Origin of the sequence: Streptomyces sp. NPDC059398 (assembly GCF_042751845.1) — a bacterium.
Classification (GTDB): Bacteria; Actinomycetota; Actinomycetes; order Streptomycetales; family Streptomycetaceae; genus Streptomyces.
On sequence record NZ_JBHYWP010000015.1, the window covers coordinates 5,456 to 10,867 of the forward strand.

Genomic DNA, 5,412 nt, shown 5'->3' on the forward strand with positions numbered 1-5,412 from the left:
TCGCTGGGCCTCCTTGTTGTGGGTGGGGGTTTGGGGGTTGCGTGGGGCGTCGCGGAGGGCGCGACGCGCGCGGTGGGTGGTGTTGGCGAGGCCAATGGGGCGTTGGTGGACGACCAGCGGCCCGCTCATCGGATCTGCAGGCTGTCGAGGAACGACCGGACGTTGCGGCGGGTCTCGCCCACGCTGTCGCCGCCGAACTTCTCCGCGACCGCGTCGGCGAGGACCAGCGCGACCATGGCCTCGGCGACGATACCGGCGGCGGGCACCGCGCAGACGTCCGAGCGCTGGTGGTGGGCGGCGGCGACCTCACCGGTGGCCACGTCGATGGTGGCGAGCGCACGGGGCACGGTCGCGATCGGCTTCATCGCGGCCCGTACGCGCAGCAGTTCACCGGTGGACATACCGCCCTCGGTACCGCCGGAGCGGCCGGATGTGCGGCGTACACCGTCCGCGGTCGGCACGATCTCGTCGTGAGCCTGCGAGCCGGGCACACGGGCCAGGCCGAAGCCGTCGCCGACCTCGACGCCCTTGATGGCCTGGATCCCCATCAGCGCGGAGGCGAGCCGGGCGTCGAGCCTGCGGTCCCAGTGGACGTGCGAGCCGAGGCCGACCGGTACGCCGTAGGCGAGCACCTCGACCACACCGCCGAGGGTGTCACCGTCCTTGTGGGCCTGGTCGATCTCGGCGACCATCGCCTTCGACGCGTCCGCGTCCAGACAGCGCACCGGGTCCTCGTCCAGCCGCGCCTCGTCGGCGGGGACCGGCACGACACCGTACGGAGCCTTCGCCCCGGCCAGCTCCACCACGTGCGAGACCAGCTCGATGCCGGTGGTCTCCTTCAGGTAGGAGCGGGCCACCGTGCCCAGCGCGACACGGGCCGCCGTCTCCCGGGCGCTGGCGCGCTCCAGGATCGGCCGGGCCTCGTCCAGTGCGTACTTCTGCATGCCCGCGAGGTCGGCATGGCCGGGGCGGGGCCGGGTCAGCGGGGCGTTACGGGCCAGCTGGGCCAGCTCGTCGGGGTCGACCGGGTCGGCCGACATGACCTTCTCCCACTTGGGCCACTCGGTGTTGCCGACCATGACGGCGACCGGGCCGCCCATGGTCAGCCCGTGCCGGACCCCGCCGAGGAAGGTGACCTCGTCCTTCTCGAACTTCATCCGGGCGCCGCGGCCGTATCCGAGCCGCCGCCGGGCGAGCGCGTCCGCCACCATGTCCGTGGTGACCGAAATGCCGGCGGGAAGCCCCTCCAGCGTCGCCACCAGTGCGGGTCCGTGCGACTCCCCCGCGGTCAGCCAACGCAACCTGCTCAACGGTGCTCCTCATGCTCGCGCCTCGATCTGCGACGGCGCGACCGGGTGCGCGGCCCTGGCCCGCCTGACCCGATCCTCCCACGGCCGGACCCCGGGACGGTCACGGGTCCAGCTGGCGGACTCCGCTGCCGCCCGTCCGGGCGCCGCCCGGTCCGGCGCACGGCGTGTGGGTGCGGGAAGTGCGGTGTGCTCCAATGCGGAGAGCAGGTGGGCGGCCGGCGCCGGGGGCGGCTCCGGACCGGGCTGCCCGGGAGAGGCGGAGAACACATGGAACTGGAGCTCGGGGACGGCGCGGGGATGGCCCTGTCGGCGGGTCCCGCAGGGGTACGGCTCACCGCGTGGCCGTCGCCGCAGGGCGCGCGGACCGTGCTGCACTGCTCCCCCGGGCAGGCCAGGGAGCTGGCCGCCGCGCTGGTACGGGCGGCGGACGAGGCGGAGCGTGCGGAGCCCGCCGAGCGGGTCACGGTGGAGGCGCGGGAGCTGCGCCGCGGCGATGTCAGGGACGGCGACCGCTCCATGACGGTGGAGCGGGTCAGGGCCCTGGGCGACTCCGTCGAGGTCACCTGGAGATCCGGAGCAGGCCGCAGCTGGACCCAGGACTACGCGGCCGGCACGGGGATCGCCCTCCGGCGCCGTGGCTGACCCCCGCGCCACCGGACACAGGATCGGTACGTGCCCCGGCCCGGACGGTACGTGCCACCGGTCAGGGGGCAGCCGCCGCGCCGGTCCGCGGGCCCGGCGTCGGCCTCCCGGGAGCGGCCCGTCCTCACCGCGCGGTGAGCGCCCGCTCCCCCGCTTCCCGCATCGCGGCCAGCGGCGCGGGCGTACATCCGGTCATCTGCTCGACCTGGAGCACCGCCTGATGCACCAGCAGATCGAGCCCCCCGACGACGGCTCCGCCGCGGGACCGCCAGGCGGTGGCGAGGGGCGTCGGCCACGGTTCGTACAGCACGTCGAAGAGCGTGCCGGGCGCGGCGGGGACCTCGGCGGCGAGCGTGTCGGTGGCACCGGCCGGGGTGGTCGCGATGACCAGCGGCGCGTCGAGCGCGCCGGCGGCGTCCGCCCAGTCCGCCGTCCGTACGTCGACCCCCAGCCGCTCGCCCCAGCCGCGCATCTCCTGGGCGCGGGCGGCGCTGCGGACATAGGCGGTGACCGGGCCCGTACAGATGAGGGAGAGTGCCGCCAGCGCGGACGAGGCGGTGGCACCCGCGCCGAGCACCGCGGCGGACTCGACCTTCTCGACCCCGCGCTCCCGCATCGCGGCGATCATCCCGGGGATGTCGGTGTTGTCACCGACCCGGCGCCCGTCGGATGTGAACACCACCGTGTTGACCGCCTCGACGGAAGCGGCCGTCGCGGTCACCTCGTCGAGCAGGGGGATGACCGCCCGTTTGAGCGGCATGGTCAGCGAGAGCCCCGCCCAGGACGCGTCCAGCCCGTCCGCGAATGCGGGCAGGGCCGCCTCGTCCACCTCGAAACGGTCGTACGACCAGTCGTCCAGACCGAGTTCCCGGTACGCGGCGCGGTGCAGCACCGGCGAGAGCGAGTGCGCGATGGGCGAGCCGAGAACGGCCGCCCTGCGGGGCTCAGCCACCATTCTGGTTGTCATTGAACTGATTCTTCAATTTCATGAACTCCGCATAGGTCTTGGTGAATCCGGTTCGGTGTCCGTCGACCGATACGAAGTAGAGATAACCGTCCTTCGTCGGATTCAGGGCAGCAGCGAGTGCGTCGGGGCCAGGGCTTCCAATGGGTCCGGGCGGAAGTCCGCGCTGCGTATAGGTGTTGTACGGATCCATGTTCTTGTGGATTTCCGCTTCACCGATATTGATCTTGTTCTGCTTCTTCAGATAATTGTAGGTCGAGTCGAACTGGAGGAATTGATTGGTCTGTGAATTGCCGATCTTCAGGCGGTTGTAGATGACCTCCGCCATGCGACGGAAGTCATCCTTGGTCTTGCCCTCGGCCTGGACGAGGCTCGCCACGGTGACGACCTGGAACTGGTCCTTGAGCCCCAGCCGTCTCGCCGCGGCGGACAGGTTGTCGTCGCCGTACACCTTGTCCGCCTGGCCGACCATCTTCTTGAGCAGGTCCTCGGGCTTCATCCCCTTGGCGATCGGATAGCTCGCCGGGGCCAGGAAACCCTCCAGGGGGTCCTTGAGGTTCTTGTGCCCCTCGGCCCAGGCCGGCAGCCCCAGTTTGCCGCCCTGCGACTTGGCGATACCGGCGGTGGTACCGGCCTTCAGTTCCAGCCGCTTGTCGATGGCCGCGTACACGGTGGCGTTCCGCCAGCCCGGCGGGATGATCAGCTGGCTCAGGCTGTTCGGGTCCACCATCGCGATGACGGCGTTCTCCGCGGACATCCGCTGGTTGAGGCTGTACACACCCGCCTGGAGCGATTTGCCCTTCGGGTTCTTCCCGGCCGCTGTGACGAAGGCCTGGACGCTCTTGACGATCCCCTTCTGCTTCAGCAGCCGGCCGATCCCGCCGAGCCCGGTGCCCCGCGGGACCTCGACCTCGACGGGGGTGCTGCCCACACCGGTGTAGTCCGGCGGCGGGGCGTAGCGGTCCTGGTAGAAGCCGTAGCCCACATAACCCGCACCGGCGAGGCCGCCGACCATGACCAGGGAGATCACGAGGCAGGCACAGCCGTTGCGGCGCTTGGGCTTCCCCGTCCTGCCCCGGCGGTCGCGGGTACCGTCGCTCTTCTCGTCGGGGTCGTCCGAGTAGTCGGAGTGGTCGGGGTCGTCGTCATCGCCGCCGCCGAGCGGGGCTTCGGCTCCGGTGAAGAAAGGATGCGTCTCGGGTTCGTGCCGGGGCTCCGGCTCGGCCTCGGGCTCCGCCGGCGGCTCCTGCTGCCACGCGTCCCGGCGGCCGGGAGGCTGCGGCGGCGGATAGGCATCCGGCGTCCGGTAGAAATCGGGGTTCTCCCCGTGGTGGTGCACCGGCTGGCCACCGTACGGCGGGTACGGATCGGGCCCGTACGCCACACCGGCCTGTGCCCCACCGGTCTGCGCCCCGCCCTCCCAGCCGCCGTTCTGCTGGGGCGGGCCCTGCTGCGGATACGGCTCCTGCTGGTACGGGGGCTGCGCATACTGCTGCTGGTACGGGGCCTGCTGCTGGTACCCCTGCTGCGGATACTGCTGGGCGTTCGAATTCTGCGCGTACGGCTGCTGGTCCGGGTCCTGCGGATACGCCTGCCGGTCCCGGGCGTACTGGCCCTGGTCCTGCCCGTACACGCCTCCGCCGTACGGGTCCTGCTGGACTCCGTACTGGCCGGAGTCCGCGCCGTGCTGCTCCGGCCCCTGCGGGTACTGCCCGTGCTGCTGCGGGTACTGCTGCTGGTACGGGTCCTGCGGCCGGCTGTACAGCGGGTTGCCGTACTGGTCGTACTGGGGCGCCCCGGTGTGCCCCTGTCCCTGACCGTCGTACGGCGTCCGGCCGGTGGCGTCCTGCTGACCTCCCCATCCCTGATCCCCGTACAACGGATCCTCGGGATGCCAAGGTTCGGAGCCTGCGCCCCGGCCATACTCAGTCATCGGTCCCCTAGAGCCGCGAGGCCTCCGGACGGTCCGCCTCTTGTGCAGTGCGACAGCCGTTCGAAAACCGCCGCGTGGCGCGGAACGTTACCGTACAGCGATCAGACAACCACTTCGACGCCCTCACCTGGAGCAACGCCTGACGTCCGTTCGGACTCCAGGGCATTCTGCAGGATGACAACGGCGGCCGCCTGGTCGATGACAGAACGGCCCTTCCGGGACTTTACCCCTGAGGCGCGCAGACTCTGACCCGCTGTCACTGTGGTCATCCTCTCGTCGATCAATCGCACCGGAATGGGCGCAATACCACGAGCGAGTTCCTGGGCGAATCCGCGGACTTTGGCGGCCGCCGGGCCCTCTCCCCCATTCAGGGAACGGGGAAGGCCGACCACGACCTCGATCGGTTCGTACTCGGTGACCAATTGCCTCAACCGGCGGTGCGCGGCCGGGACATCACGTCCCGGAACGGTCTCCACCGGGGTGGCGAGAACCCCGTCGGGGGGGGAGGAGGGCCGCCCGCCGGAGGCGGGGCCCCGAGCGAAGTCGAGAGGGCGGGCACGGCG

Annotated in this window: 5 protein-coding genes; 1 reads left to right on the forward strand and 4 read right to left on the reverse strand. The window is 71.2% G+C overall.

Annotated features, from left to right (window positions below; all coding sequences use genetic code 11):
• Window positions 1–125: 125 nt before the first annotated feature.
• On the reverse strand, window positions 126–1,310 hold the full coding sequence (gene aroC / locus ACFXBC_RS08090) for a chorismate synthase (protein WP_385019981.1): 1,185 nt from the start codon (window positions 1,308–1,310) through the stop codon (window positions 126–128).
• 267 nt (window positions 1,311–1,577) lie between these two features.
• On the opposite strand from aroC, the gene ACFXBC_RS08095 reads away from it, so the two are divergent.
• Window positions 1,578–1,952: a hypothetical protein gene (locus tag ACFXBC_RS08095; protein WP_385019984.1), complete on the forward strand. Its 375-nt coding sequence runs from the start codon at window positions 1,578–1,580 to the stop codon at window positions 1,950–1,952.
• A gap of 124 nt (window positions 1,953–2,076) precedes the next feature.
• Here the strand turns inward: ACFXBC_RS08095 and ACFXBC_RS08100 are convergent, their stop codons facing one another.
• The 3 genes from ACFXBC_RS08100 to ruvX form a co-directional block, all read right to left on the reverse strand.
• A complete protein-coding gene (locus tag ACFXBC_RS08100; RefSeq protein WP_385019987.1) occupies window positions 2,077–2,919 on the reverse strand; it encodes a shikimate dehydrogenase in 843 nt (280 codons plus the stop codon).
• Window positions 2,897–4,849 (reverse strand): endolytic transglycosylase MltG, encoded by a 1,953-nt coding sequence (gene mltG / locus ACFXBC_RS08105; RefSeq protein WP_385019990.1) that lies wholly within the window; start codon window positions 4,847–4,849, stop codon window positions 2,897–2,899. Before mltG ends, ACFXBC_RS08100 begins: the two co-directional genes overlap by 23 nt.
• Window positions 4,850–4,950: 101 nt before the next feature.
• Window positions 4,951–5,412 (reverse strand): Holliday junction resolvase RuvX (gene ruvX, locus ACFXBC_RS08110; RefSeq protein ID WP_385019994.1); only part of this gene is annotated, 462 nt, incomplete at its 5' end.

Excerpts from the sequence above, each read along its gene's own strand:
- ACFXBC_RS08095 (WP_385019984.1), top strand. The coding sequence starts at position 1,578 with ATGGAACTGGAGCTCGGGGACGGCGCGGGGATGGCCCTGTCGGCGGGT.
- ACFXBC_RS08100 (WP_385019987.1), bottom strand. The coding sequence starts at position 2,919 with ATGACAACCAGAATGGTGGCTGAGCCCCGCAGGGCGGCCGTTCTCGGC.
- mltG (WP_385019990.1), bottom strand. The coding sequence starts at position 4,849 with ATGACTGAGTATGGCCGGGGCGCAGGCTCCGAACCTTGGCATCCCGAG.